This window comes from Nonomuraea sp. NPDC004580 (genome assembly GCF_040609855.1).
GTDB classification, from domain to species: domain Bacteria; phylum Actinomycetota; class Actinomycetes; order Streptosporangiales; family Streptosporangiaceae; genus Nonomuraea; species Nonomuraea salmonea.
In genome coordinates this window covers 125,004-149,677 of record NZ_JBEXLH010000007.1, presented here as the reverse complement: position 1 = coordinate 149,677, position 24,674 = coordinate 125,004, and the positions used below count along the sequence as shown (strand labels likewise).

Here is a 24,674-nt window from a genome sequence, read left to right as displayed (position 1 = left end):
CCGCGACCAAGGTGGGAGAACGCAAGCGTCTCTCCCACCTTGGTCGCCGTTGTTACGAATCAGGCGAGGGGGTCGGGGCCGTAACCCGTCAGACCTGCCGAGTACATCTCGTGATCCAGTTGAGCGAGAGCTCCGGACACGCTGGTGATGAGGCGCTCCTGCCCTGAGGACGCGGCTGTGGAATCGGTCGACGACGGCGACGCCTGCCCCGGCACGAATTGTTGTGGAGCCAGGCCGGTGGCCGGAGTCAGCCCCGCTTCGATCAGCTTTTTGATGAGTTCGTCCAGCATGGCCTGCTGACCCACGTCGACCATGGCGTCGGCTGAGATGGGCTCGAACGCTCGTACGGCGTCAGGCATGCCGACACCCGTACGGTTTCGATCGCCCAGGTCGACGGGCACGCAACTGGCCTTGAGCACCTGAAACAGCCGGTCGACGCGGCGGCGGTCGCGGTAGCGGAATTCGTTGCGGAACTCGTCCCGATGGGCCAGGACGAGCGCGGCCAGGCCCGTCACGTGCGGCGCCGCCTGTGACGTGCCATCCCAGGCGGCGTAACCACCCGGGACCGTGGACAGAATGGCTACGCCTGGGGCGCAGACATCGATCTCCGGCCCGAGACAAGTGAATCGCGCGGAGAAGTATCCGTCGCTGTTCGCCGGCGTGGCCTCGGCCGCATGGCCGCTGTCCGTGGGGTAGGTCCCCACTTTGCCGATGGCAGCCACCGTCAGCACCGTAGGAATGTTGCCCGGGAAATTGACCGGACCGGCGGTGTTACCCGCAGCGACGACGCATGCCACTCCTAGGTTGCGAGCATCGTTGATTTTCTGGGCCACCAGGTTGTTGTAGCCGGGCATGCCCATGCTGAGGTTGACAACGTCTATCTGGTTGTCGATGCAGTAGTCGAGAGCTTCGATGAGATCACTCTGCCATCCCCCAGGGAAGATCTTGCAGATGTGTATCTCCGCTTCTGTGGCGAAGCCGAAGATCCCCTTGCCGTTGTCGGCCGCCGTGATGATTCCAGAGCAGTGGGAGCCGTGCCGGACCGTGTCGACGGTCCATCCCGTCGGAGTACGATCGACCAGGTCTTTCCCAGCGGCGACCTCGTTCTTGAGGTCAGGATGCCTGGTATCGACTCCTGAGTCGATGACTGCGACTTTCACGCCCGCGCCACGGAAGGTGGGCGACAGCTTGTCCAGGCGCATAGCTCGCTGTCCCCAGCCGAAGGTCTGCTGCGCGGGGAATCCGGTGAAGAGGTCCGAAAGCCTGCGCAAGGTAACGACGTTGTCGCGGCCCGTCGCCAACGCGGGCCGTTCCATGCGCCAGTTCCAGTAGCCTTCGGCCGGCATGACGAGGATCGATTGCACGGACTGTGGGGTGTCACCGAACAAGGTGACATGCGCTCGACCATCGCCGCCGGTGACGGCTTGGAAAAGTCCCGCCGTCCCGATGACGTGGATGGTCACGTCTCGCAGCGGCTCGGCCGCGGGGCTTTGTACCAGGAAGGAGATGGTCGTCTGGAGCCCCAGCGGAAGGAGCAGTGGCTCGGCCGCCGCCACCTCAGGCCCCGCCGCAACGCCTGTCGAGGGCGGAGCCGCCGCGTAGGTGAGCAACTGATCGCGCTCCACCTGCACCTGAGGTAGCTGGTGTCGCAGCATTTGCGCGTATTCGACGTCCATCTCGGCCACCACGATCTCGGAGACCGAGGTCTCCGAGCTGAAAAGCGTGGCACGGGCCGGTTGCAGGCGGCGCACCACTTGTACGTGGGCGTCTTCCGTGAGCATCTGGTGCAAAGTCGCAGGGCTGATCGGTTGCTCCGACACGCCCATGGCCATGAGCTGCATAGGTGACTTCGCCGCCATCATGTAACGCTGACGGCGAGATTTTATGTCAATCGAGTCCGGCGTCGTCTTGGCATCGTCGGATTGTGCGCTCGATGAGGTCGTCCGCCGTTTCGGTTCTTTCGACGTACGGCCTCGCGGCTTTTCAGCATCGCCCTTGTCTTTTCCTGCCATAACGATAGTTGTCCTCTTCGCACTACGGGGACTGTGCCCCAGCGGTTCAAGGGGGAGGTCCGGCTCGACTGTCACCTGAGGCGCCAGCCGTTCGTTCAGCGTCACGGCGTGCTCCGGCGACATCTCGACGACAAGGAGACTCGGAGCGTCTCCGTCGCCGAGCTTTCTCAGCAGCCTTACCTCAGGATCGGAAGCAAGCTCGTGTGCCAGTTTGGCCAGGAGCTCGCCGTTGCTGCTACCGATCATGTAGCGTCGGCGCCCGGACCGGTGTTGAGCCGGTCCGGGCGGCCCGGCTTGCCTGCTCACGGGTTCATCGGAACCGGATGACCGACCAACCGAAGGATCTCAGCCGCATCTTTGACGCGACCGACGCAGGCCTCGTACTTACCGGCTCGGTAGAGGTGGATGGCCTGGGTGACCACCGGAACGATGCCGACGAGGTGGGGTGCGTTCGGCACCGTCACCTGCAGCCAGCCATTGAACTGTTCCAGCAAGGACCGGCACTTTTCCTTCAGCCCTCCGAGGCCCTGTGTGGTCGCGCTCTCGGACAGCGAACTGGAAGGATCGGCGATCTGAACTGATGTCATCACTACACCTTCGTCAGGCCATGATCCACGGCCAGCGGGAAGAAGAGCATTCCTGCCCGGAGTTCGGCGGAATGAAGGAAGGCATCATGGCAGGCTGCATAGCCTGCTGCTGGGTGCTGAACAGGTCGAGGATGCCCTCGATCAGGCTCGGGCCGAAGGTGACACCGAGTCCGATCAGCGTTGAGATCAACTCAGCTGGATAGAGCTGCTGGCCCTGGCCGCCGCCTCCCCCGGTGGAGGCAGGTTGCATGCTTGGCTGGGTGCTGAACAGGTCGAGGATGCCCTCGATCAGACTGGGGCCGAAGGTGACACCGAGCCCGATCAGCGTTGAGATCAACTCAGCTGGATAGAGCTGCTGGCCCTGGCCGCCGCCTCCCCCGGTGGAGGCGGGTTGCACGCCCGGTCGCTGCGTGCCGGACTCGATGTAAGGCCGCGCCAGCTTCAGGATGGTGCTGACGGCATCGGCCGGAATCATCTGCTGGCCCTGTTGACCCTGCTGGGGCTGGCTGGTGTACCAGCCCGCCTGAGCAGGCCGCATGCCCTGCTGCTGCTGGGTGCTGAACAGGTCGAGGATACCCTTGATCAGGTCGGGGCCGTGCTTGAGTGCCAGATTGAGGATGGTCCCGACCGCGTCGGCCGGGATCATCTGCTGACCCTGACCGGTGCCCCCTCCCGCTGAGGACGTCTGGAAGCCCTGCGTCGATCCATAAGGCTGCTGAGCTATCGTGGCTCCGTTTTTCATACTTCCCCCTGTTGCGCGCCACGGAAATAATCCGCGACGCCCTTAATTTTTGCTCGGCTCGCGGCAGCACCCTGTTGCCCACCCATGAGTACCGAACCGGGCTGGGCATAGGCGGCGGCTCAGAATGAAGGACGTAGCATCCCGAAGCAGTCGGTGATGATGTCAGCGGGGTACTTCTTGAACAGGTTCGTGATGGCGTTGACCGCGTCGGCCGGGATCATCTGCTGACCCTGGCCCGCCTGAGCAGGCCGCATGCCCTGCTGCTGGGTGCTGAACAGGTCGAGGATGCCCTTGATCAGGTCCGGGCCGTGCTTGAGCGCCAGGTCGAGGATGGTCCCGACCGCGTCGGCCGGGACCATCTGCTGACCCTGACCCTGACCTGTCGTGAAGGGCTGGTAGCCCTGCTGCTGGGTGCTGAACAGGTCGAGGATGCCCTTGATCAGGTCTGGGCCGTGCTTGAGCGCCAGGTCGAGGATGGTCCCGACCGCGTCGGCCGGGATCATCTGCTGACCCTGACCCTGACCCTGACCCTGGCCTGTCGTAAAGGGCTGGTAGCCCTGCTGCTGTTGCTGCGTGCTGAAGATGCTGAGCAGGGGGCCGAGCAGGCTGCTGAGCACTCCCGCCGGGATCATCTGCTGACCCTGGCCCTGGCCCGTCGTGAGGGGCTGGTAGCCCTGCTGCGTCCATCCGGAAGGCCAAGCCTTCGTTGCCGTGTGCGTCATCTTTCCCCCGTATACGTGAGATGAAGCTATTTGCGTCAGTCATGTAGTGAAGCCGTGCCCTATTGAGCTCCGGGCAGAACAGTTCCTCGGCCAGGGCAGCGGAAAGTGCCCTGCGAACTTTTTGGGAGCACTGCCGCCGGCCAACGGATCCGTGACACGCCGCCAGCGTCCCCTCTCCCCGCCCAACCCTGCTGCACATGCCATGTGACCTGCAAGGACACGTTCTTCGTAGGAAACGCCTACCCTGGAAAACAAGAGGCGCCCTCCCTGGAGAACCGGTACACGAGTGGGAAAATCCCGCTGTGAATCGTAGAGACCGGAGCAGTCGGGGCCCGCTGGGAGACTTCCTCGCTGCCCGGCGAGCATCGCTCAGCGCGCCAGAGGCCGGCCTTGCGGAAACGGGCAAGCTCCGGCGGGTGCCGGGCCTGCGCCGGGAGGAGGTCGCCCACCTGGCGGGAATCAGCACTGACTACTACACGCGCCTGGAGCAGGGACGGGTGCGCACCGCTTCACGCGCGGTGCTGAACGCCCTTGGCCGGGCGCTGCAACTCAACGGCGACCAGCACCGCTATCTCATCCAGCTGGCCCATCCTGAAGCCAGCGACCGTAGCGGCTGTAGGCATGGACACGAGCGCATCAGGCCCCAGATCGCTCGGCTGCTGAGCAACCTCGTCGACACCGCCGGCCTGGTCCTTGGCCCCTACCTCGACATCCTGGCCTGGAACCGGCTGGCCTCGGCGCTCTTCGGCGATTTGCACACGATAAAACCGCAGCATCGTAATCTCGCGCGCATGGTTTTCCTTGATCCACATACCAGATCTCTGCTACTGGACTGGAGGGAGCGGGCCCAGGAGACCGTGTCGACTCTTCGCATGGCGGCCGGCACGCACCCCCTGCAGCCGAGGTTGCGCGCTCTGATCAGCGAATTGGCCGCTCATGATGGTGATTTCCGTACCTGGTGGGGGCAGCACCTGGTCACCATGCGCACCTGCGGCCGTAGCCGGCTGAACCACCCGATAGCCGGGCAGTTCGATGTGGACTGGCAGTTTCTTACTGATGTTGAGGACGAAAAACTGTGGGTCGTTCTCCTCAGCGCCCCGGCCGGAACCTCGGCCCACGCCGCCCTCCGGAACCTGGATGCCGTGGCGGAGGAGCGAGGGCTGCAGGAAGGCGCGTGGTGCGGCCGTGAGCCTCACGGGTGTCGTGCGACAGTCGGCTCGCCGAACCGGGCCGGCGCGAAGGCATCCTCGGCTATCGCAGAATGTGCGGACGACGGAGCTCATTCAGAAGAGTGATCACGGTGGAAACCTTCACCTTGAACATATATGGACTCCTCGAGATATTCACGATACTTATTCATGGGGAGACCCTTCGTGTGCGTTCGCTGATTTCACTCTGAATATAGGGCGGACTGCTTGAGGCGAAGGGATTGAGCCGGGAATGACAAACACGCCGGGGCCGTATCTGCACATTTCTTTTGCGCGTGGACGTGAGGCTCCCTACTACGCCCTGCGATTCGATCGGCAGGGTCTCGCCGCCTCGCCCCTCACGCAGCAGCATCTGCTCCACACGCTGGCCGCGGGAGGCACGACTGACGTCTACCTGTTCAGTCACGGCTGGAACAACGACTGGAAGACCGCGCACGACGCCTACCGCCGCTTCATAGTCACGTACCGGGACGTACGGGAACGCCACGGCAAGGGGCAGGACGAGGATTACCGGCCTGTCCTTGTCGGTGTGCACTGGCCTTCCACGGCACTGCTCATGGCGTGGGAGCAGGGCCCGGAACTCGCCGGCGCCGGGGGAACGGACATCGACGCGGTCGATCTGTCTCTCGCCGGTGAGCTGGCATCCTACGTCGATCCCAGGCGTTTGGCCCGCTACTACGAACTTGTGGAGCGCCCTGCTCTTGAGGAGGGCGAGGCACGAGAGCTGCTGAAGCTTATGACCGCCGTTTATGAGTCCGGCGATCCGGATGTGCCGCGCGATCCCGGACGCGATCTCGATGAGATGCTGGCCGCCTGGGCCGTGGTCGAGGCACAGGTCATGGCGCCGGCCTTGCCGTCCTCGGCCGAAGACTTCGGTGCGGCGGGCACGTTCGGGACAACGGCGCCCGACGTAGCGGGGTTGATGGACATGCTCAACCCGCGTGACCTGATCCGGAGCCTGACCGTCTTCCACATGAAAGACCGCGCCGGGATGGTGGGCGCCGCAGGCGTCGGTCCCCTTCTGCGGGACATGATCCAGGCAACGGACGGCATGCCCACCCGCTACCACCTCGTAGGTCACTCCTATGGGGCACGCGTGCTGCTCGCCGCGATCACCCACCCACGTGGCGGGCCACTTCCCCACCCCATCGATTCGCTTCTCCTCCTGCAACCGGCAGTGAACCACCTGTGCTTCGCCGACAGATTGCCGAACGGGCACCCAGGAGGGTTCCACCAGGCACCCGACCTGGTGCGGCAGCCGATCCTGACGACGTACACCCCCAATGACTTCGCGCTGCACAAGCTGTTCCACCTTGCCCTGCGCAGGGGGAAGGATCTCGGGGAGATCGAGATCGCCGGCGACGAGCCGCCCAACGAGTACGCGGCACTGGGCGGTTACGGCCCACGGGGGTTCGATGACTGGGGGACGGTCGCGATCAAGGATCCCCCCGAGCCTTATGACCTTGGGGCTGGCGCCCCCGGTGTATGGGCGGTCAACGGCAGCAGAACCATCACCGGTCATGGGGACGTGGTCAACGAGTCGACGGCCTGGGCTCTGTGCGATCTCGCCGGGAGGTGACCATGCGGACATCGACGGAGGCCCGGCCCCTGCGGGTCGCCCGAGTGGCGCTTACCCGCGAGCAGGGACGCCTCGCTGCGCAGATCCAGCTCGTCACCAATCGTCAGGGGCGCGGCGACATCGAGGCGGAGCGGGTGGACGATCTGAGCCGGTACGGCTTCAGCCAGGCCGAAGGCGTCAAGACCGCAGATCTAGAGCTCCATGTCCCACAGGACGTGGTCTCATGGATCGCCGACCAGCACCGATGTGACGGACAGCTGGAAGCGCCAGAGGAGCGGGACCCGTTCTGGCTCCATCTCGTGAAGCCGTGCGCGGCATTGGGCGCCGTACCCTGGGAGCGGTTCGTGCAACCGGCGATCGAGGTTCCCTTCCTACGGTTGCCTGACGTCCTGCCCGAGCCGCAACGCCGCAGCTCCGCCTTTCGCGTCGTGCTCTGCCTTGCCACCGGTCCTCAAGGCCTCGGCGAGAGCCCGTCGGCCGTGGTGCGCGCTCTGCTGGACGGAGTGGGGGACACCCTGCAGCTCCACGTCTTCACCGATCAGGAGGATGAAGCTCCGCTGCGAGGGCTCCTCAGAGACCTGCGGGTACCGGCCCTGACGGTTCATCGGTCATCGGCCGGCATGGACACGGAACAGTACGGTTCCGAAAATCCGTGGCTGAGCTGGATTCAGCGAGAGCTGGCCGAACACACCGTGGACGCCGTCCACTTCGTCGCGCATGGATGCGCGCTCGGGGACGAGGGAGCCATCTTGACCGGCGGCTCGCCCGGCTCTCCCGGAGCACGGCACACTCATGTCGTGCAGTCAGGAGCTCTGCGCGACTTCCTGATCCGGCTCGGAGCCCTGGCAGTGGGCTTCACCCGGCCTCCCGGCAACCGCTCCGACTATGGCCTTTGGCGCCTGGTTGATGACCTCGGCTCCATGCGCGCGGGCCCGGTCCTCCTGCACGATCCGGCGGAAGCGCGTGAGGTGAACGACCTCGCTCAGGGCTACAGGTTTCTGTCCTCGGCCGTGCCAGCGCGTCCTCCCGCGAGCCCACACCTGGTGATCTTCGCCCATCCCGCGCAGGTGGCCGACTTCGACCTCACCCGGGACGTCCAGGAACTTATTGACATGTTCCGGCCATCGCCCGAGGTCAGGACCGAATTCGCCCGTGAGGGGACCCCCGGGTGGATCTCAACGGCGCAACGTTACATCGAGCAGTCTGAAGCGGAGCTGGCTCGGTTCAAGAGGTCGAGCGGGCAGCGGGTCACGAGCGAAACGGAGATCGCCTTTCAGCAGGGCCGGCAAGTCGCGCTCGAACGGATCCGGGCGGTCATCCACCGTCACACGGAGAACCACAGATGAGTGGCGACATCATCGTCAACGTCAATCCTGTCGGCGATGGGATAAGCGCGTGCTTCGTCGAAGCCCCGTTCCACTTGACGAACGGAGGACTGACAACGTTGGTGCGGCTGAACGAGGTGCATGCCGTCACCGGACCGGACGCGATCCAGGCGGTCGGCAGACTCCTCGCCGCCAAGATCCGCGAGAACCCGGTCGTGGACACCGTTCTCACCCGGATAATGACCCACCCCGCCGCGCCGCCCAGCATTCCCATCTACTTCAGGGTCAGCGACGCTGACGCTCACGGACTGTCATGGGAGGCGCTCGTCAGCGACGGAAACTTCATCGCCCTTGACGAGCGGTGGCCCATCCTACGCATCGCGCGCGGCGGCAACGTCACTTATGGCACCGAGCGCGTCTTCGCCCCTCCGCTGCACCTGGTGTGCGTGCTGTCCGCGGTCGGTTGTCCCGCCGTCGCAGAGTGGCAGGCCATCTACTCCGCCGTCACCCAGGCCCGCACAGTACGGTTTCCCATCACCGTCACACTGTTTGCCGGCGAGGAGACAGAGATCATCAACGCTGTCGAGCGGCTGAACGACCCGGGCGTTGCAGTTAGGCCCGTGCCTGCGAACGCCAGCGACCTCCTCGATGCTCTGGCAGCCCTCAAGCCGGAGCCTCACCTGCTCCATTTCTACTGCCATGGCACGATCGCCGGTGACGTACGCGAGCTGGCGATTGGAACGATCAGCGACTTCGACAACGCGGACGGCTCCTTCGGGCCAAGCTCCGTGAAGCTCAAGACGCAGGAACTCGGTCCTGTGGCCAAGAAGGCCGGAACGTGGGCGGTGATCCTGAATACCTGCCGGGGCGCCGAGGCGGCCGGCCCGCCCCTCACTCACGCCGAAGAAATCGTCAACGGCGGCGTGCCGATCGCCATTGGGATGCGGCGGCAGGTGGACGCCGAGGATGCCTCCGCCTTCTCCGCGGCCTTCTACCCGGCCGCGTTCCGCGCCATCCATGAAGCGGTGGGGGCTACCGACTCCGCCACCATGAGTTGGGGCGACACAGTGCTCCAGGCTCGCAGGAAGCTGAGAGACCGGCACGGTGCCGATCCCGCGCTGCACGACGCCTGGACCGTCCCCGTGCTCTACACGAGGCCCGGCCCCTTTACGGTGCTGCCGGCCACCCCGGCCGAACGGGATGACACCATCCAACGCCTCGGCACCACCCGAACGACCAGGGGCCTCCTCAACGTGCTCCCCGAAGGGACACCACAAGACGTGCTCGACGAGCTGACGGCCATACTCTCCGAAGGCAGCGCATGAGACCACCTCCGAGACTTACCATGAACGCTTTCACCGGCGCCGACGGCCCCGTCATCGGAGAGCTAGCGGAGAAAGGGGTGCGCTGGGGGGCAAAAGGCACGATGCTCCCCAAGCAGGCTCCTCTGGCGCCACCAGCGGCGGTCAGCCCTACCGAATGGGCGCATCCTGACGTGGGATGGGGGGTGGTCCTTCCCGACCGTGACGACCTCTCCGTACTCGACAAAGTCCGGGGAACCGATGCTCCGCAGCCGATCCGTGAACTCATCGAGGCGCGAGGCAGCGCGCCGATCCTGCGCTACCGTGCCGACCTCGGGGAACGCAAGCTCGCTCGCTACTTCGACGACGGCCGCCGCCAGGATCCGGAGATCGGATTGACTCCGTTCGGCACCGGCCCCGGGCGGCTGCCGCTCTACCTGCTCATTTGCGCTTCCCCGACTGAGGTTCCCTGGCGGCTGCAATATTCGCTCAACCGGCGCCACCACGTTGGCCGACTGGACCTTCCCGAGGAAGGACTCGCCAACTACGTCAGAGCACTGCTATCCGGATGGGCGGGATCGAGGACCAATGCCACCTCCGCCGTCGTATGGAGCGTCACCGGCGACTCCATGACGCAGAAGATGGACATCACCATCGCCCAGCCACTCCAGGCGACGATGACGAGAGATCCCGAGCTCACCATCACCCAACTGCGGGGGGAGACCGCCACGAGCGAGGCCCTGATTTCGGCACTCGTCGAGACAGCCCCCGGGGTGGTGGTGACCTGCAGCCACGGTAGGACCGGACCACTTGAGGACATCCAAGCGATGCGGGCTACGCTCGGCCTGCCGGTAGATGCCAGCCAGACGACACTCGGTCTCGACCAGCTCAGGTCCTGGCACCCGGGCGGCGCCGTCTGGTACGCCCAGGCGTGCTGCTCGGCCGGCAGTGACGACGGCACCTCCTTCGACGGTCTGTTGCAGCCGGACTCCCTCGCCGACCGCGTGCTACGCACGGTCGGCACCCTGGGCGCGAAAGTGGCGCCGCTCCCCACGGCGCTGCTGGGCGCCCCCGAACCGCTACGCGCCTTCATTGGTCATGTCGAGCCGACCTTCGACTGGACACTGCTCGCTCAGGACACCGGCCAGTTCCTGACCACCCCGCTGGTGGAGGCCATCTACCCTCGCCTGTACAGGCGGTCTCCGGTCGGGTTCGCCTTCGCGGAGCACTACCGAGGCGTGGGCGAGCTGTACAGCAAAGTCGCCCAGGCCCGTGCCGGCATTGATGCCATGGCGGGCGGCGCACGTGAGGAGGCGACGTACTACCGGCTGACCGCGACAGACCGGGAGAGCCTGGTCATCCTCGGCGACCCCGCCGTGGCCCTCGCACCACTACCGTCCCAGCGGTAGGAGGGCGGCGGCTGAATACTCCGGTCGACCAGCCGCGCGATGCCGCCTGACGCGCCATGTGCTCTGGTCGAGCCTGCGCTGGTTGAAGGCGCTCTGGCCGGGTGGGGTATGCCCGGCGCCACATGATCCGCACGCTGCGTTCAGTCCACCAGCTCGAGCCGATCCTCTTCACCGAGTCCAAGTGACCTCAGCTCGGAACAGCCGTATAGATCATCTTCGGCCCTGCTGCGGGACGGCAGCGATCACAGGCCGGCTCGAGCAGCGGAACCTCTTCCCAAGGCGATTCCCACGGCGGGTCACCGCCTTGATCACACGACAGATCCGCCCACACCACCCGCCCACCCTCATCCCCCGCAACCCCGAGCCGCTCGGCGAGCGCCACCACGATGGCCAGCCCGCGCCCGCTCTCCGCAAGATCCTCCTGCCCGGGCTGCCGCACCACGGGTTCGTCCCAGCCGCCGGAGTCCTGGACGGCGACCCGGGCAGCGGTGTCGCCCGCCGACCAAATGCCGACCGTGAAGACGCCATTAGCAGACCTGGTGTGCAGGACCGCGTTCGCGGCCAGCTCCATCAGGCACATGATCGCGTCGTCCCGTACCTGCGAGTCCTGGAGGAGCGCCTTGGCGAGCCGCCGTACGTCCCCCAGGTGCGCGAGATCACCGGGGAACTCACCACGCCACGCCATCCCGTTCATCGCCCGTCCCGTCCCGCCTGTTGCTCCGCGATCTCTCTGATGCTGACATGCGCTGTGCAAGTTTGCATGGCAAAGCTTGAACACCTCTGGAGGCGCGCGGCGGCGCGTGTAACGTTCGGGACAGCCGATCGAGGTGGTGAGCATGAGCGGGAAGCGCGGGGTGACGCTCCGAGCCCAGTGGCTCGGCAAGCAGCTGCGGGCTCTGCGCGAACGCGCCGGCCTCACGCTCAAGGAGGCCGGAGCGTACGTCCAGCGCGACGGGTCCACGGTCAGCCGCTTCGAGGCCGGGCTCTACCCGGCCCGCACCCCTGACGTCCTCGCCCTCCTCGACCTGTACGGCGTCACCAAGCCCCAGGAGCGTGACGGTCTGGTCCGCCTGAGCCGCGACGCCTGGCAGAACGGCTGGTGGGACGACTACTCGGGCGACGTGTCCCACGGCATCGTGGACTATGCCTGGCTGGAGGCCCGCGCCGAGCGCATCACGTCCTTCGACGCCCTGGTGATCCCCGGCCTGCTTCAGACCGAGGACTACATGGAGGCCGTCATCCGCGCCGAGGACCCTGACGCGACCGACGAGCAGGTGGCCCGCTGGGTCGAGTTCCGCCGTACCAGGCAGAAGCTCCTGCCCGACGGGCCCCGCTTCGCCACGGTCCTGGACGAGTACGTGCTACGACGCCAGATCGGCTGCCCCGCGACCATGCGCGACCAGCTCACCCACCTCGCCGACCGCGCTTCCACAATCGAACTCCGCGTCCTCCCGCTCACGGCAGGCGCCCATGCCAGCCCGGACGGCTCCTTCCGCATCTTCCAGCTACCGCCGCCGTTCCCGGCGGTGGCGTACGTCCCGACCCCGACCGGCGCGATCTACGTCGAGGGCAAAGCCACCGACCGACTTAAGCTGAAATATGACCGCATACGGCACGCCGCGCTCAGCCCTGACGACTCCCTGAAGCTGATCGCCGCCGTCGCGGAGAGCCTCGCCGACGCATAAGGACGGAGCCGCTCACCATGACCACCCCTGAGATCGCCTGGCACATCAGCAGCTTCAGCGCGGACGGCGGCGGCAACTGCGTCGAGGCCGGCCCCCTCCAGGACGGGTCCGGCCGGGTAGCGGTCCGACACAGCAAGCTGCGAGACACCGTGATCGTTTACACGGGGGCTGAGTGGCGGGCGTTCGTGGACGGCGTCCGCGCAGGAGAGTTCGACTTCTCCCATTGACTGGTTCCCGAGGCCACCAGGACGGTCTCCGGAGGTACTGCCGCTAACCGACGACAACTGATTACGCACCTACCGGGCTACGCACCATCCTGTGGGCCGAAGAGTCGGCACTCCGAACCATGCAGGTTTGTTTCTGGTAGGGCTCGCGCGCCTTCAGCAAGATCAGCTTTCGCCGAGTTCACGTCAGCTCCCGTGAGTAAAACCCGTGATACCTGTTGCAGCACTCACGTACCACAACAGGCGCCACTAACTGATCCGCTTGGACGCAGTGCGGCCCTTATTCCAGCACTCAACCACCATCTGGTAGCACTGGCTCTCACGCGACCCAGTGCCGCTGTTGTTATAGCCACCGTTGGATGCCCTGGTCAGCGCCTCGGATCGCCATCGCGCTGCTAGGCCTTTTCTGAGCATGCGCTTCGCGAGGTCGTCGTCGTCGTCAATCTCAGCTCCATGCCGATTGAGGAACATCGCCACCCCGCCGAGGATCACGCCGTCCCAGGACTCCTTGTCTCTGCCCCATGCGGCCTCGACCACGTTCAAGGTTCGGTCCAGGATCTCCCAGCCGTACTGCTTCGTGATTCGCAGGACGGCTGACACCGCACCCACGCTGTTCGTGGAACTTGAACCGAGACCAAGCTTATGGGCCTTCAGCACGCGATCGACGCTCACACAGAGTTCGTCACCGGCAGTGAGTCCGACTCTGTACTCATCTAGCGTGCTGACCTTCGCCGATTCCCGGTTCTTGATCAGGAAGAGCGTCGCCTCTTGCTGCTGGGTAAGGCCATAGTGAATCTCGGCCTTGATCGTCCGAAGCCCTCGCAGCCTGCAGGCTTCCTTACGGTGCATGCCATCGACGACGTACCGTGTGCCGTCAGCTCGTTCGGACACCACGATAGAGCCTAGAGCATCCACAATCAGGCCATCGGCGATGTTCTGCGCTCGCTTGGGATTGAGTTGCCGCTGCGCTTCTGCGTCGATTTGGAGCGTGTCAATCTCAACCTCGACACCATAGTCAACGCGGTGATCTGGAAGAACATACTCGAAACGAGACTTAGCCACTGGTGCGAGGCCTCTCTACGTGAGGTTGCTGGACTCTGAACTTGGGGGTTCGCTGGCAGAAGTTAGAGGAGGAACGCGCTTGAGAAACTGTGTAGCGACCTTCCTATCAGTCGTTGACACCGTGCGCCGGGCAGTCCCGCACTGCTCGTCCCAGCTGAGCACTGGATGCACTGGTCGCCTACCGCGACTTACGGCCTTACGCCTGCCGCTTTCACTCGCCTTAGACGCTATCAAGCCCGCCAAAACAGCAAGGACCAGCACAACAACCCAGGCTTGGACGTTGAACTTCCACTCAGTAGCCAGGTTGACCGCAACGCCGAGTGCGGCTGTAACGATGCTGCTCCAGACTGCCCAGGAGTTGAGTCGCATGTATGACCTACTCGAGACGGGGTTCTCAGTGGAAGCCCGTCCTGCGTTAACTCCAACGCTCTTCAGGCTCTGGCAGCTCGAACCTTAACGCCCCTTCAACGCGGACACAACTCAGACGGCAAAAGAAGGATTTGAGCCAGGGCCAACTAAACGGCCCTGGCACGAATTCCCAGGTCACAGCCTTAGAGGGGCGAAGTTGCGTTCATTTGTGGGGCAGAATCAGCCCTCACCCGAGGGCCTGGCGAGAACTCTCACCAGTCAGTCAGATTTTGCCACTGTGGACAGCAAACCGCGTGATCGCACTCGATGCGGCCTGTCATCCCAGGTCACTGACGTTACGGAATCTAGAAAGCGACGCGCTTTCCCGTAACGAAACCCCCCGCACCGATCACCTGAGCCCGAAGGTCATCAGCAGCGCTGGCTTCATAACAAAGAGATAACGGTCACCGATCAGGGGTCGGATACGGCAGCACTCGACCGCGTACTACGGCCAACGTCATCAGTACGAGAACTTGAAATTACCGCTCGACTTCTCTCGATTACTAACAGTAGTTAAGAGGCGGGCGGCACCCGCGTCGATGAGCCGCCCACTCACCACGTCGGCCGGGCATTGTGCGAGCGCCTACGTTGGCTCGCGATCAGGAGTCCTGTCCTGCACGGTCCTGCCTATTCGAGATCCGGGAAGGCTTCCTTGATGATATTGAGCAGCATGGCTGCTCGCTCTCGATCGAGCTGCAACGTCTGGCTGACCTTTTTCTCAGACTGTCTGCCATCCGAGCCGTACGTACTGAGCTGCAGATACCTACCACTAGGGCCTGAGACGGTCTGGTACCCGCACTCCACCTCCGTCGGATGCAGACGTCCGTTCTGCTGAGTTCTGAAAAACTCCGTCACTCGCGCCATTCGAACCCCTCTACGCACAGGAATGTGTTCAGCATTGAACGACATCGACGGCTCAGGAGCAACGTCCCGTTGCGGCCAGGCCCTGAGAAATCCTGGCCGCCGGTGGACTCGCCCTTGTGAGGCAGGGCGCAGTGAGCGTCCGTGCGCAAGGCGTTCACCACGTTGCTTGAGCAACGTCGTACTCAGCCTGGGAGGATCGCTAGCCTGCGGCCATGGATGATTTGGCTATGGCTCGTGTGCTGGTCGTCACGTGAAGGTGTTCACCGTGACCGTCGCTGGTACTGAGCGGTTCGACGGCGAGGCGCCGTACACGTGGGTCGTGGAGGCGGCCGATATGGGGAGCGCCATACGGAAGGCCGTGGCTTATCACACGTGCTCAGTGGATCAACGGCTGTGCGACCTAGAGGTCGATGTCCCGCGTACGTTCGAGGGGCTGCCTTCGGCCGACTGCGGCTACGCCTGGAACGACCTGCGCGCTGAGGCGCTCGACTGAGGTTCGTCAACACACGCGGCCGGCCGTCAATCCGTTGGCCACCGGCCCTTGGGTGCTACGAACGTGCCCCGGCCCTGGATCGTGACTACCCAGCCTTCCTCACGCAGGACTTCCATGGCGCGCTGAGGGGCATGAGGTGTTGGAGCGCGCGGCGGGGCACGCATGCTGACTGCGGTTCAAGAGCGAACATGTGTACGGGATCGTCTTGGCGCGGCATCCTGGACGATCAGGTCGTGTGACCTAGTAGCGGGCGATGATCGCCCACTTCCTCCACCCGAGGGACCATCGATCAGTCGGCCCAGGCGCTGGGTTCTGACACGAAGCTGCCCATGCCGCGCACGGTGAAGATCAGCCCTCGGTCTCTGAGGATCACCGTCGCCTTCCGTGCGGTCACGCGCGCCACGCCGAACTCCTGCACAAGCCGCACTTCGTAGATGGGGTGCTTGGGTGGGTACTTGCCGGCCCGTATCCGTCTCTCCAGCTCCGCTGCTATCTGTGCCGACTTGGGGCTTGTGGGATCAAACTGCCACTCTTCCACCATACTCAGAACTCTAGGGATCCCCCCACGTCCCCTTACATGAGGTTCTGTCTGCTGACAACAGTAGACATGTATAGGGAATCTGCGTAGCCTGGATCTCGGCTCGCCTATTCAGGTTCGTTCAGAGCCCATCCTCGGCTCCATCTGGCAGACCCCACGCTCCGATGGCTGCCAGGACGTGCCATTCGTCCTCAAAACGGAGGTCCGGCCCATGGGTCACACGATCACAGACGTACGGTTCACGCCGCTCCTCGCGGCTGAGGTGCGTGAAGTGTTGGAGCGGCACGGGTATCGGCTGCCGCGCGACAGCGATTACGTACACAGACTCGTCATGGCGCGGGTCGGCACGGCTCTTCGGAACTTGGTCGAGGTCTTCGAGGGGCGGACCCAGTGAGCGTTCCTGAGTATCACGGGCCTCATCTTGGGCCGCTGCTTCCCGATCGGGTCGAGCTGGCCTGGTACAAGCCGGTGCGGCGGACGCCGGTCGTCCGGGTCGTCGCGCACACCTGTGACTGCCAGGCCATCACGTACGAGCTGTGCGCCGCCGCTGGGCATGGGTTCGTGCGGCGTACAGACCGAGAGCAGGGGACCGTGCACGAGACGGCCTGGACGCTGACGGCCGTGGCGCGACGAACCTTCGAGATGATCCTGGACGGTCAGGCCGTTTGATCAAGTGGTGGGCGGTGGTGCCGATCATTCAGGCCCATCGCCCCCACGGTTTGATGCCCGTCAGGTGTTCGGTCAGGAGCCACATCGGGGCCTTGTGAGGGTCGGCGTTGGGGTAGCGGGTCTCGAGATCCTCCATGAACGCTGCCAGCTCCGCGGGCACGGGCTTCATGTAGCCCTCCTGCGCGATGAAGCAGAAACGCAGCTCGCCGTCGTCCAACCAGTAGAAGTAGTCGAGGGCCTTGATGTCGAGGCAGTAGTGGGAGACGAGGCGGGTGCCGGCGGACAGCCGCCTCATGACGCTTCCTGAGATGCCGAGCAGCGTGCTCCACTCGACGATCACGGTCCAGTCGCCCACCTTTGCGATTCCCACGTGGGCTTCGCTCCCCGTCGAGTAGTCCCACTGTGGCTCGGGGGTGAAGGTGTCGGGGTGGCCGCCGAGGCGGGTCACCACCTCGTCGAACGGCAGGTCGCGGACGTAGGTGACGCAGCCGCCGATCTCGACGAGTTCGGCGTGAACCGGGTCGGTGGGCATGCCCAGGTCTTGGCGGGCGGCACGGACAAAATCTCAGGGGGTGAGGTCGGCTAGTGGGGTGGTGGGGAGGGCTATCCAGCCTTCCGTGGCTGCCGTGGGCGACTCCTCAGCCGATGGGGTGGTGGTCTTGCCCAAGGCGGCGGCGCGGGCGGTCAGGGCGCAGATGACGGCGTCCAGGGCGTCGTCGGACTTTCGGCAGAGCGGCTCGAACGAGGCCAGGTCGAGCCAGGGGGCCGACGACTTCAGGCGGTTTACGAGGGTGTTCAACGACGACAGGTTGCGGGGCCGTTTGTAGCCCTGGTGTGGGAGGCCCCACAGCTTCAGGGAGGCGGCCGGGTAGACCTCTGCCACTGCGCCGGTGCCGCGGCGGTCCACAGGGTGGCCGTGGTCCGCCAGAGCGGCGAGGAGGGCGGCGCAGCGCATCGTGGTGTGGCCGATGCGGTCGGCTGAGGGGCTCAGAGGGCGGAGGCCGGTTCGAGCCTGTACGAGGTGGTCGGTGAGGCGGTGGGTGAGGGCGCGGCGCCAGGTCAGGCCGGGTACGCCGGGCGGCACCGTGACGTTTCCCTCGCGATGTGCGGTGATGAAGTCGATGAACGGGGCAGGCCAGCCCAGGGGGCAGTCGATGCCGGTCTTGTCCGCCGTGAGCATGGCTTCGAGGCAGGTCGCGTCGTCCGCGCCCAGGTCGAGGCGGGTGAGGTGGGCGCGGCCGGGGGACCAGTCCAGCCGGGCCACGGCGGTACGCGGGGGTTCGGCGGCCAGGTCCACGCCGACGGTCAGCACACTCATGAAGGTAACCCCGAGGATGGTGGTCATGATGATCGCGGACATGTGGTTCGATCCGTCCTGCCCGTACACCTGGTTGGCCTCGCGGTGGCTCGTCGAGGTCAGCAGGGTGCGGGCGGTCGAGGTGCGGTGGCAGGTGATGAGCCTGTCGGTGCTCAACGAGGAGCGGGAGGACGATCCCGAAGGCGACCCCGAGGGGTACCTGTGGGTGCCGGCGCGCATCTGCGCGGCCGTTCGCAAGACGCATGGGCAGGAGGCGCTCGGCCGGTTCTACACAGCCCTGTGGACGACGGGCGGAGGTGACTGGCTCGGTGATCTGCGTACGGCGCTGGAAACGGCGAACCTGCCCCAGGACCTGGTCGAGGCGGGGATGGGGCACGACTACGACGACGACTTGCGGGCCTCGACGGCCGAGGCGCTCCAACACGTCGGGGGCAATCAGGTCGGCACGCCGATCGTGGCCGTGACCGGCCGGACCGCGTTCTTCGGGCCCGTCATCTCCCAGGTGCCGACGGGTGAGGACGCGGGGCGGCTCTGGGACGGGGTGCTGCTGGTCGCGGGCACTCCCGGCTTCCACGAGCTCAAAGGCGGCCCGCCTCTCCAGCCAAAGCCCTACGAAGCTCACTAGCCAAAGCACTGCGGAACTCTCCAGCCCGAGCCCTACGCAACTCGCCGACCACAGCCTGACGAGGCTCGCGGGGCCAGAGCCTGCGAGACTCACAGAGCCAGTGCCTTACGGAAAGTAATGGGTTCGGCCGATCCTGTGATTTCGGGCCGGTGCCGGGGCTATGTTGTGGTCACCCCAGCCGACAAGGACAAGAGTTTCATGAACGAGCTGCACGTGATCACCACCGAATGGGTCGACGCCCCCAAGTTCATCGGCTACCGCGACTACGTCGCCGGCACCTACAACTCCTACCGCTGCTCCTGCGCCGTCCCGCTGGCCGACCGGGAGGCGGCGACGCTGCACGCCGCCGAGCAGGGCCGCTGCGTGACCTGCCTGGGCTCGGGCATGATCTCGATCGCTCCCTTCCACAGCGACGGCTGCCACCACTGCGATGGCTCGGGCAAGAACCAGCAGGGCGCGGTGGTGGTGCAGGCCCAGGTGACGGAGGACTTCGTCAAGGAGGTGGCGGGCCTGCTGCCGACGGAGTTCAGGGTGCAGGACGTGGTGGAGGTGCTGCGGCAGCACATGCCGCCGCACTGCGGCTCGATGGAGACGGTGTTCTCGGTGGCGGCGGGCCTCATCCGGTATCTGGAGGTGCAGGGGCTGGTCGTGCTGGGCACGGCGCCGGACTTCGTGCCGGGTGAGGGCGTCGAGCAGCGGTACGGCGACCCGATGTGGATCCGCACACCCTGATCGCCGGAGCCCCTGACAGAAGCGGCCCAACTCAAGCGAACCGGCCCAAGCCCGTGACCGAGCGCCCGAGCGCTAGAAGATCGGCAGGACGTCCACGCCGCGCTCGTCCTCGCCCCTGACCCCGAAGATGCGCCGCTCCGACTCCGAGATGGGCACGTCGTTGATGCTGGCCTCCCTGCGCCGCATCAGCCCCGACTCGTCGAACTCCCACTGCTCGTTCCCGTAGCTACGCCACCACTGCCCGGAAGAATCCCGCGACTCGTACTGGAACCGCACCGCGATCCGGTTCCCGAGCACCCCCCACAGCTCCTTGCGCAGCGCGTAGTCCAGCTCCCTGTCCCACTTGCGCCGCAGGAAGGCGACCACCTCGGCCCGCCCGGTCAGGAACTCGTCGCGGTTGCGCCAGACGGTGTCCTCGGTGTAGGCCAGGGCCACCTTCTCCGGGTCGCGGGTGTTCCAGGCGTCCTCGGCGGCCTGCACCTTGACGCGGGCGGTCTCCTCGGTGAACGGCGGGAAGGGCGGGCGTGACATCGAAGCCTCCTCAAATAGAGGAGATCAGCTTAGGCACGCCCGCCAGGGAAACCGGCTCACATCAGCTTGTCCAAGGTGATCGGCAGGTCGCCGACGCGCCTGCCCGTGGCATGCCGTACGGCGTTGCCGACGGCCGCGGCGACCCCGGTGATGCCCACCTCCCCGACCCCGACGATGCCGAGCGGCATGGTGGGGTCGGGGTCGCCGAGGTGGTGCACCTCCAGGCGCGGGACGTCGGCGTGCACCGGCACGTGGTACTCCGACAGGCTGGGGTTGACGATCCGCCCGTTGCGCGGGTCGATCAGGGTCTGCTCGGTCAGCGCGAGGCCGAGCCCCATGACGATGCCGCCGCGCATCTGGCTCTCGGCGGTCCTGGTGTTGACCACGGTGCCGATGTCGAAGACGCTGAGCCAGCGCGCGACGCGTACCTCCATGGTGTCGGGGTCGACGCGCACCTCGCAGAAGTGCGCGCCGGTGGCGGCCTTGACCCAGCGGCGGCGCTCGCGCAGCATCCCCACGACGAAGCCGAGCATGCCCTGCTTGATGGCGCCCTCGACGTGGTCGCGGCCGGCGGCGGCGAGGATGTCCGCGTACGTCTGCCCGCCCCCGGCGTGGTGCAGCCCGCCGTCACGGGCCTGGAGGTCGGCGAGCCGGTGGCCGCGCAGCGGCGAGGCGGGGGCGCGGCGGGCCAGGGCGAGCACGGCCTGCTTCACCTTGGCACAGGCGGCGACCACGGCCGCGGCCACGCTCGCGGTCTGCCCGGAGCCGGCGGCCATGGGGGCGGCCGGGAGGTCGGAGTCGCCGTACTCGACGCGTACGGACTCCAGCGGCACCCCCAGCTCGTCGGCCGCGATCTGGGCCTGCGCGGTCGCCGCGCCCATGCCCATCTCCTGCATCCCGCAGCGCACGACCACGGTGCCGTCGGCGGCCAGCCGCACGGTGACGCTCGCGGGCCAGAGCATCGCGGGGTGGTAGGCGGTGGCGACGCCCATGCCGACCAGCAGCCGGCCGTCGCGCATGCCCTCGGTGCGCCGGTGCCAGCCGAACAGCTCGGCCCCCTTCGCGTACAGCTCACGCAGCCGCCGGTGGGAGAACTCCTGCCCGCCCACCGGGTCCCGCTCGGGCTCGTTGGCCAGGCGCAGCTCGATCGGGTCCATGCCGAGCCGCCAGGCCAGCTCGTCCATGGCCGACTCGATGGCGAACGTGCCGATGGCCTCGCCCGGCGCCCGCATGAACGTGGTGGCCAGCAGGTCGAGCTGGACCGAGGATTCGCGCAGCAGGATGTTCGGGGCCGCGTAGAGGTGGCGGGAGGCCGCGGTGATCGGCTCGGCGTTGCCGCCGATCCTGCTGGTGTGCGACACGCTGGTGTGGATGAGCGCGGTCAGCCGTCCGTGGGCGTCGGCGCCCAGCGCGACCCGCTGCGTGCTGGGGGTGCGCCCGCCGACCGTCCGGTAGACGGCCTCGCGGGTGAGCGCGAGGCGTACGGGACGGCCGGTCGCGCGGGCGGCCAGCACGGCGAGCAGCGTGCCCGCCCACACCGAGCCCTTGCCGCCGAACCCGCCTCCCACGTACGGCGACAGCACCCGCACGTTCCCCTCCGGCACCCCGAACCGCTTGGCCAGGTGCCTGCGCAGGAAGGCGATGCTCTGGGTGCTCTCGTGCACGGTCAGCTCGTCGCCGTTCCAGACGGCGGTGGTGGCGTGCGGCTCGATGGCGTTGTGGTTCAGGGCGGGCGTGCTGAACGTCAGGTCCACCGAGACCGGCGCGGCGGCCAGCGCCGCCTCCGCGTCGCCCTTCTCGGCGCCGTGCTGCATGATCGGGTTGCCTTTGACGGGTACGGCGTTCGGCGCCTCGGCGGCGAAGTCCACCGCCGCGGGCAGCTCCTCGTACGCCGGCCGCACCAGCCGGGCCGCGTGCCTGGCGGTCTCCTGCGTCTCGGCCACCACGACGGCCACCGGCTGGCCGTTCCAGTGCACCTGGTCGGTGGCGAGGTAGTTGACCGAGGTGCCGGAGACCATCGAGCTGAGGTCGAGCGGGCCGCCCTTGGCGGGCTTCATGGCGGGGGCGTTGTCGTGGGTGAGCACCTCGATCACGCCGGGCACCGCGCGGGCGGCGGCGGTGTCGATGGCGGTGATGCGGCCGCGCGCGATCGTGGAGTGCACGAGCGCGGCGTGCGCCAGCCCGGGGTAGGAGTGCTCGGCGGCGAAGCGGGCCTCGCCGTGGGTTTTGGCGGCGCCGTCGATGCGGTCCACGGCCCGGCCGACGTAGGGGGTGCGGGTCTCGGGAGGGGCGAACGTCGTCATCGGGCGGTCCCTTCGGTGCTCAGCTCGCGCAGCGTGGCCACGATCGTGGCGCGGGCCAGGCCGGACTTGAACGCGTTCGCCGGGCGTACGGTGGCCGCCGCCAGCTCGGCGTCGGCGGCGCGGCCGAACGCGTCCTCGTCGGCGGGGCCTCCTGCCAGGAGGCGTTCTGCCTCCCTGGCCCGCCAGGGCTTGGTGGCGACGCCGCCGAGCGCCAGCCGGGCCTCGGCGATCACGCCGTCGCGGACGTCCAGCGCCGCCGCGACCGAGACCAGCGCGAACGCGTACGAGGCGCGGTCGCGGACCTTGCGGTAGCGGGAGGGGGCGGCGAACGCGGGGATCTCGACCGCGGTGATCAGCTCGCCGTGAGCCAGGTCGGTCTCGACGTCGGGGGTGTCGCCGGGCAGGCGGTGGAACTCGGTCAGGGGGACGCGGCGGGTGCCGTCGAGGCCGCGTACCTCGATGACGGCGTCCAGCGCGGCGAGCGCCACGGCCATGTCGGACGGGTGCGTGGCGATGCAGTGCTCGCTCACGCCGAGGATCGCCGAGCCGCGGTTGAACCCCTCCAGCGCGTCGCAGCCGGCGCCGCGCTCGCGCTTGTTGCAGGCGGCGTCGGTGTCGTAGAAGTACGGGCAGCGGGTGCGCTGGAGCAGGTTGCCGCCCACGGTGGCCATGTTGCGCAGTTGCGCCGACGCCCCGGCGAGCAGCGCCTGCGACAGCACCGGGTGGCGGGCGCGGACCCGCCGGTCGGCGGCCAGCACGCTGTTGCGGACGAGCGCGCCGACGCGCAGGCCGCCGTCGGGAAGCTCCTCGATGGTGTCGAGCGGCAGGCCCGTGACGTCCACGACGGTGTCGGGCCGCTCGATGCCCTCGCGCATGAGGTCCACCAGGTTGGTGCCGCCGCCGATGAAGCGGGCTCTCGGCTCGGTCGAGGCGGCCAGCACGGCGGCCTCGACGTCGGCGGGCTTGACGTACGCGAACGGCCTCATCGTCCGGCCTCCCCCGCGACGTCCATGATCGCGTCCACGATGCCGTTGTAGGCGCCGCAGCGGCACAGGTTGCCGCTCATCCGCTCCCTGACCTCGGGCTCCGACAGCCGCCGCACGGCCGCCTCGCCCGTGACCGCGCTGGGCTGCCCGGCCGCGTGCTCGGCCAGCATGCCGATCGCCGAGCAGATCTGGCCCGGCGTGCAGTAGCCGCACTGGAGGCCGTCGTGGCGGACGAACGCCTCCTGGAGCGGGTGGTCCACGCCCTCGATGGTGGTGATCTCGTGACCGTCGTACTGGACGGCCAGGGCCAGGCAGGAGTTGATCCGCATGCCGCCGTCCAGCACCGTGCACGCGCCGCAGGCCCCCTGGTCGCAGCCCTTCTTGGGGCCGGTCAGGCCGATCCGGTCGCGCAGCGCGTCGAGCAGGCTCACCCACGGCTCGACGTCGAGGGCCACGACGTCGCCGTTCACCTTCATCCGTATCTCGGTCACTCGAGAGTCCTCCCATGGCGGATATGGGGGTGACGTTAACAGAACGACGTTCACCTAACAAGAGACCGACGTTCTGTTATCTATGCGCGTTATGCTGCTGACGACATGACAAGGGCGGCGTTTCGCCGGGCCAGGAGGCCCGAGCACAAGCAGCAGCGGCGCGAGGCGATCCTCGCCGCCGCACGCGAGCTCGCCCGTACCTCGGGTGTCCGCAACGTCAGCCTCGGCGCGGTCGCCGACGCCGTCGGGCTCGCGAAGTCCAACATCGTGCGCTATTTCGGCACCCGCGAGGAGATCTATCTGGAGTTGCTCGCCGCGGAGTGGCACTCGTGGGCCGACGCCGTGGCCGCGGCCCTCCGCGACGAGCCTCCCGGGCAGGCGGAAGGCGTGCGGCGGGTGGTGGCCGTGCTGACCGGCACGCTGGTCGAGCGGCCGCTGTTCTGCGACCTGATGAGCCACTCGTCCAACAGCCTGGAGCACAACGTCTCCGTCTTGGCGGCCCGCACGTACAAGCGGACGGCGATCGGGGTCACCGCCGAGCTGGGCGCGCGGGTGGCCCCCGTCGCCGGGCTGACCGCGCGCGAGGGCGGCGAGCTGGTGGGCGCCGCGTGCGGGCTGGCCGGCATGCTCTACCCGGCCTCCAACCCGCCGCCCGCCATCCTCCAGGTCTACGCCGAGGACCCCGAACTGGCCGCGGCCTGCCCCCGGCTGGAGCCCACGCTCACCCGCGCGCTGACGGCGATCGCGCTGGGCCTGCCGGCGCTGCGGGACGAGCCGCCCGAGGTGAAAGTTTCACCCGGATCCAGGCATTCCTGACCGCCCCGCCCCCTCTTCCTGTACATCGGCGTGATTTGCGCGGA

At 66.8% G+C, this 24,674-nt stretch carries 25 protein-coding genes; 12 read left to right on the top strand and 13 right to left on the bottom strand.

What is annotated here, in order from left to right; translation table 11 throughout:
- Window positions 1–59: 59 nt before the first annotated feature.
- From ABZW11_RS11120 to ABZW11_RS11105, 4 genes are all read right to left on the bottom strand, one after another.
- Entirely contained in the window at window positions 60–2,258 is a 2,199-nt protein-coding gene (locus ABZW11_RS11120; protein WP_355415094.1) for a S8 family serine peptidase, read from the bottom strand.
- 56 nt (window positions 2,259–2,314) lie between these two features.
- Complete coding sequence (locus tag ABZW11_RS11115) at window positions 2,315–2,599, bottom strand: hypothetical protein (protein ID WP_355415092.1); 285 nt, start codon at window positions 2,597–2,599, stop codon at window positions 2,315–2,317.
- Window positions 2,600–2,612: 13 nt separating this feature from the next.
- A complete protein-coding gene (locus ABZW11_RS11110; RefSeq protein WP_355415090.1) occupies window positions 2,613–3,245 on the bottom strand; it encodes a hypothetical protein in 633 nt (210 codons plus the stop codon).
- Window positions 3,246–3,460: 215 nt separating this feature from the next.
- The gene (locus ABZW11_RS11105) at window positions 3,461–3,973 is read right to left on the bottom strand and encodes a hypothetical protein (protein ID WP_355415088.1); all 513 of its coding nucleotides are present in this window, start codon (window positions 3,971–3,973) and stop codon (window positions 3,461–3,463) included.
- A 287-nt stretch (window positions 3,974–4,260) separates the two neighbouring features.
- Here ABZW11_RS11105 and ABZW11_RS11100 point away from each other — a divergent pair, with 287 nt between their 5' ends.
- From ABZW11_RS11100 to ABZW11_RS11080, 5 genes are all read left to right on the top strand, one after another.
- A complete protein-coding gene (locus tag ABZW11_RS11100; RefSeq protein ID WP_355415086.1) occupies window positions 4,261–5,358 on the top strand; it encodes a helix-turn-helix transcriptional regulator in 1,098 nt (365 codons plus the stop codon).
- A gap of 145 nt (window positions 5,359–5,503) precedes the next feature.
- Window positions 5,504–6,850, top strand: a complete 1,347-nt coding sequence (locus ABZW11_RS11095) for a hypothetical protein (RefSeq protein ID WP_355415084.1) — start codon at window positions 5,504–5,506, stop codon at window positions 6,848–6,850.
- A 2-nt stretch (window positions 6,851–6,852) separates the two neighbouring features.
- Complete coding sequence (locus tag ABZW11_RS11090) at window positions 6,853–8,196, top strand: hypothetical protein (protein ID WP_355415082.1); 1,344 nt, start codon at window positions 6,853–6,855, stop codon at window positions 8,194–8,196.
- Entirely contained in the window at window positions 8,193–9,500 is a 1,308-nt protein-coding gene (locus ABZW11_RS11085; RefSeq protein WP_355415080.1) for a CHAT domain-containing protein, read from the top strand. The genes ABZW11_RS11090 and ABZW11_RS11085 overlap by 4 nt, the downstream gene beginning before the upstream one ends.
- Before the next feature lie 20 nt (window positions 9,501–9,520).
- The gene (locus tag ABZW11_RS11080; protein ID WP_355415078.1) at window positions 9,521–10,885 is read left to right on the top strand and encodes a hypothetical protein; all 1,365 of its coding nucleotides are present in this window, start codon (window positions 9,521–9,523) and stop codon (window positions 10,883–10,885) included.
- Window positions 10,886–11,072: 187 nt separating this feature from the next.
- On the opposite strand, the gene ABZW11_RS11075 is transcribed toward ABZW11_RS11080, so the two are convergent.
- Entirely contained in the window at window positions 11,073–11,579 is a 507-nt protein-coding gene (locus tag ABZW11_RS11075; protein ID WP_355415076.1) for an ATP-binding protein, read from the bottom strand.
- Between the two features lie 142 nt (window positions 11,580–11,721).
- On the opposite strand from ABZW11_RS11075, the gene ABZW11_RS11070 reads away from it, so the two are divergent.
- Both ABZW11_RS11070 and ABZW11_RS11065 read left to right on the top strand, forming a co-directional pair.
- Window positions 11,722–12,570 carry a helix-turn-helix transcriptional regulator gene (locus ABZW11_RS11070; RefSeq protein WP_355415074.1) on the top strand — a complete coding sequence of 283 codons (849 nt, stop codon included), beginning with the start codon at window positions 11,722–11,724 and terminating at the stop codon, window positions 12,568–12,570.
- Between the two features lie 17 nt (window positions 12,571–12,587).
- Complete coding sequence (locus tag ABZW11_RS11065) at window positions 12,588–12,797, top strand: DUF397 domain-containing protein (protein WP_355415072.1); 210 nt, start codon at window positions 12,588–12,590, stop codon at window positions 12,795–12,797.
- Between the two features lie 246 nt (window positions 12,798–13,043).
- On the opposite strand, the gene ABZW11_RS11060 is transcribed toward ABZW11_RS11065, so the two are convergent.
- The gene (locus ABZW11_RS11060) at window positions 13,044–13,856 is read right to left on the bottom strand and encodes a DUF6551 family protein (RefSeq protein ID WP_355415070.1); all 813 of its coding nucleotides are present in this window, start codon (window positions 13,854–13,856) and stop codon (window positions 13,044–13,046) included.
- A gap of 1,537 nt (window positions 13,857–15,393) precedes the next feature.
- On the opposite strand from ABZW11_RS11060, the gene ABZW11_RS11055 reads away from it, so the two are divergent.
- Entirely contained in the window at window positions 15,394–15,621 is a 228-nt protein-coding gene (locus ABZW11_RS11055; protein ID WP_355415068.1) for a hypothetical protein, read from the top strand.
- A gap of 289 nt (window positions 15,622–15,910) precedes the next feature.
- On the opposite strand, the gene ABZW11_RS11050 is transcribed toward ABZW11_RS11055, so the two are convergent.
- Window positions 15,911–16,162, bottom strand: a complete 252-nt coding sequence (locus tag ABZW11_RS11050; protein ID WP_355415066.1) for a GntR family transcriptional regulator — start codon at window positions 16,160–16,162, stop codon at window positions 15,911–15,913.
- A 387-nt stretch (window positions 16,163–16,549) separates the two neighbouring features.
- On the opposite strand from ABZW11_RS11050, the gene ABZW11_RS11045 reads away from it, so the two are divergent.
- On the top strand, window positions 16,550–16,828 hold the full coding sequence (locus ABZW11_RS11045; protein ID WP_355415064.1) for a hypothetical protein: 279 nt from the start codon (window positions 16,550–16,552) through the stop codon (window positions 16,826–16,828).
- Between the two features lie 28 nt (window positions 16,829–16,856).
- Here ABZW11_RS11045 and ABZW11_RS11040 read toward each other — a convergent pair whose 3' ends face one another.
- Together ABZW11_RS11040 and ABZW11_RS11035 are read right to left on the bottom strand one after the other, a co-directional pair.
- Complete coding sequence (locus tag ABZW11_RS11040) at window positions 16,857–17,360, bottom strand: DUF6461 domain-containing protein (protein WP_355415062.1); 504 nt, start codon at window positions 17,358–17,360, stop codon at window positions 16,857–16,859.
- Between the two features lie 33 nt (window positions 17,361–17,393).
- The gene (locus tag ABZW11_RS11035) at window positions 17,394–18,188 is read right to left on the bottom strand and encodes a DUF429 domain-containing protein (protein ID WP_355415060.1); all 795 of its coding nucleotides are present in this window, start codon (window positions 18,186–18,188) and stop codon (window positions 17,394–17,396) included.
- Here ABZW11_RS11035 and ABZW11_RS11030 point away from each other — a divergent pair.
- Window positions 18,172–18,771: a disulfide bond formation protein DsbA gene (locus tag ABZW11_RS11030; RefSeq protein ID WP_355415058.1), complete on the top strand. Its 600-nt coding sequence runs from the start codon at window positions 18,172–18,174 to the stop codon at window positions 18,769–18,771. The genes ABZW11_RS11035 and ABZW11_RS11030 overlap by 17 nt on opposite strands.
- A 198-nt stretch (window positions 18,772–18,969) precedes the next feature.
- Window positions 18,970–19,503: a hypothetical protein gene (locus tag ABZW11_RS11025; RefSeq protein WP_355415056.1), complete on the top strand. Its 534-nt coding sequence runs from the start codon at window positions 18,970–18,972 to the stop codon at window positions 19,501–19,503.
- Window positions 19,504–19,575: 72 nt separating this feature from the next.
- On the opposite strand, the gene ABZW11_RS11020 is transcribed toward ABZW11_RS11025, so the two are convergent.
- From ABZW11_RS11020 to ABZW11_RS11005, 4 genes are read right to left on the bottom strand one after another with little or no spacing between them, the layout of a single operon-like run.
- Entirely contained in the window at window positions 19,576–20,034 is a 459-nt protein-coding gene (locus tag ABZW11_RS11020; RefSeq protein WP_355415054.1) for a nuclear transport factor 2 family protein, read from the bottom strand.
- Window positions 20,035–20,090: 56 nt separating this feature from the next.
- Window positions 20,091–22,337 carry a xanthine dehydrogenase family protein molybdopterin-binding subunit gene (locus tag ABZW11_RS11015; RefSeq protein WP_355415052.1) on the bottom strand — a complete coding sequence of 749 codons (2,247 nt, stop codon included), beginning with the start codon at window positions 22,335–22,337 and terminating at the stop codon, window positions 20,091–20,093.
- Entirely contained in the window at window positions 22,334–23,323 is a 990-nt protein-coding gene (locus ABZW11_RS11010) for a xanthine dehydrogenase family protein subunit M (RefSeq protein ID WP_355415049.1), read from the bottom strand. Before ABZW11_RS11010 ends, ABZW11_RS11015 begins: the two co-directional genes overlap by 4 nt.
- Window positions 23,320–23,799 (bottom strand): 2Fe-2S iron-sulfur cluster-binding protein, encoded by a 480-nt coding sequence (locus ABZW11_RS11005; protein ID WP_355415193.1) that lies wholly within the window; start codon window positions 23,797–23,799, stop codon window positions 23,320–23,322. The genes ABZW11_RS11010 and ABZW11_RS11005 overlap by 4 nt, the downstream gene beginning before the upstream one ends.
- Window positions 23,800–23,919: 120 nt before the next feature.
- Between ABZW11_RS11005 and ABZW11_RS11000 the strand changes: the two genes are divergently transcribed.
- A complete protein-coding gene (locus ABZW11_RS11000) occupies window positions 23,920–24,630 on the top strand; it encodes a TetR family transcriptional regulator (protein WP_355415047.1) in 711 nt (236 codons plus the stop codon).
- Window positions 24,631–24,674 lie beyond the last annotated feature (44 nt).

Coding starts and splice junctions, on each gene's coding strand:
- ABZW11_RS11105 (WP_355415088.1), bottom strand. CDS start 3,973: ATGATCCCGGCGGGAGTGCTCAGCAGCCTGCTCGGCCCCCTGCTCAGC.
- ABZW11_RS11080 (WP_355415078.1), top strand. CDS start 9,521: ATGAACGCTTTCACCGGCGCCGACGGCCCCGTCATCGGAGAGCTAGCG.
- ABZW11_RS11065 (WP_355415072.1), top strand. CDS start 12,588: ATGACCACCCCTGAGATCGCCTGGCACATCAGCAGCTTCAGCGCGGAC.
- ABZW11_RS11020 (WP_355415054.1), bottom strand. CDS start 20,034: ATGTCACGCCCGCCCTTCCCGCCGTTCACCGAGGAGACCGCCCGCGTC.
- ABZW11_RS11040 (WP_355415062.1), bottom strand. CDS start 17,360: ATGCCCACCGACCCGGTTCACGCCGAACTCGTCGAGATCGGCGGCTGC.
- ABZW11_RS11100 (WP_355415086.1), top strand. CDS start 4,261: ATGCCATGTGACCTGCAAGGACACGTTCTTCGTAGGAAACGCCTACCC.
- ABZW11_RS11005 (WP_355415193.1), bottom strand. CDS start 23,799: ATGAAGGTGAACGGCGACGTCGTGGCCCTCGACGTCGAGCCGTGGGTG.
- ABZW11_RS11030 (WP_355415058.1), top strand. CDS start 18,172: ATGATGATCGCGGACATGTGGTTCGATCCGTCCTGCCCGTACACCTGG.
- ABZW11_RS11035 (WP_355415060.1), bottom strand. CDS start 18,188: ATGTCCGCGATCATCATGACCACCATCCTCGGGGTTACCTTCATGAGT.
- ABZW11_RS11010 (WP_355415049.1), bottom strand. CDS start 23,323: ATGAGGCCGTTCGCGTACGTCAAGCCCGCCGACGTCGAGGCCGCCGTG.
- ABZW11_RS11015 (WP_355415052.1), bottom strand. CDS start 22,337: ATGACGACGTTCGCCCCTCCCGAGACCCGCACCCCCTACGTCGGCCGG.
- ABZW11_RS11075 (WP_355415076.1), bottom strand. CDS start 11,579: ATGAACGGGATGGCGTGGCGTGGTGAGTTCCCCGGTGATCTCGCGCAC.
- ABZW11_RS11110 (WP_355415090.1), bottom strand. CDS start 3,245: ATGATCCCGGCCGACGCGGTCGGGACCATCCTCAATCTGGCACTCAAG.
- ABZW11_RS11000 (WP_355415047.1), top strand. CDS start 23,920: ATGACAAGGGCGGCGTTTCGCCGGGCCAGGAGGCCCGAGCACAAGCAG.
- ABZW11_RS11025 (WP_355415056.1), top strand. CDS start 18,970: ATGAACGAGCTGCACGTGATCACCACCGAATGGGTCGACGCCCCCAAG.
- ABZW11_RS11085 (WP_355415080.1), top strand. CDS start 8,193: ATGAGTGGCGACATCATCGTCAACGTCAATCCTGTCGGCGATGGGATA.
- ABZW11_RS11070 (WP_355415074.1), top strand. CDS start 11,722: ATGAGCGGGAAGCGCGGGGTGACGCTCCGAGCCCAGTGGCTCGGCAAG.
- ABZW11_RS11120 (WP_355415094.1), bottom strand. CDS start 2,258: ATGATCGGTAGCAGCAACGGCGAGCTCCTGGCCAAACTGGCACACGAG.
- ABZW11_RS11095 (WP_355415084.1), top strand. CDS start 5,504: ATGACAAACACGCCGGGGCCGTATCTGCACATTTCTTTTGCGCGTGGA.
- ABZW11_RS11115 (WP_355415092.1), bottom strand. CDS start 2,599: ATGACATCAGTTCAGATCGCCGATCCTTCCAGTTCGCTGTCCGAGAGC.
- ABZW11_RS11090 (WP_355415082.1), top strand. CDS start 6,853: ATGCGGACATCGACGGAGGCCCGGCCCCTGCGGGTCGCCCGAGTGGCG.
- ABZW11_RS11050 (WP_355415066.1), bottom strand. CDS start 16,162: ATGGTGGAAGAGTGGCAGTTTGATCCCACAAGCCCCAAGTCGGCACAG.